This window comes from Marilutibacter spongiae (assembly GCF_014145325.1).
GTDB lineage: Bacteria > Pseudomonadota > Gammaproteobacteria > Xanthomonadales > Xanthomonadaceae > Marilutibacter > Marilutibacter spongiae.
Genome location: NZ_JACHTF010000053.1, coordinates 1 through 575, shown reverse-complemented (window position 1 = coordinate 575; position 575 = coordinate 1). Strand labels below are relative to the sequence as shown.

The window sequence follows — 575 nt, the reverse complement described above, 5'->3', positions numbered from 1 at the left end:
CGAGGCCGGGCTGCCGGTCAAGGAGCTGTGCCGCAAGCACGGCTTCAGCGAGGCGTCGTACTACCTGTGGCGGAGCAAGTTCGGGGGCATGAGCGTGCCCGACGCAAAGCGCTTGAAGGAGCTGGAGACCGAGAACGGGCGGCTGAAGAAGCTCCTGGCAGAGCAGGTGCTCGAGAACGAGGTCATCAAGGACGTCCTGCGAAAAAAGTGGTGAGCGCGCCGGCTCGACGCGAGCAGGTGCGCTACATGATGACCAGGGGGCTGAGCGAGCGGCGAGCCTTGGCGGTGCTGCGCATGAGTGCCAGCGCGTATCGCTACCAGCCGGCGCCCGATCGCAACGTCGATCTCCGCGAGCAGATCCTCGCACTGGCCCAGCGATACAAGCGCTACGGCGTCGGGATGATCTACCTCAAGCTCAGGCAGGCGGGAGTTCTCGTGAACTACAAGCGCGTGGAGCGGCTGTACCAGGAAGCGAAGCTGCAGGTGCGGCGCCGGAAGCGGAAGAAGGTGCCGGTCGCCGACCGGCAGCCGCTGCTGCGTCCGAGCCGTGCCAACGAGGTCTGGTCGATGGACTT

1 pseudogene is annotated in these 575 nt (G+C 65.7%); it reads left to right on the top strand.

Annotated features, from left to right (window positions below):
* Window positions 1–575 (top strand): annotated as a pseudogene (locus H4F98_RS16670) (transposase); the annotation flags it as partial.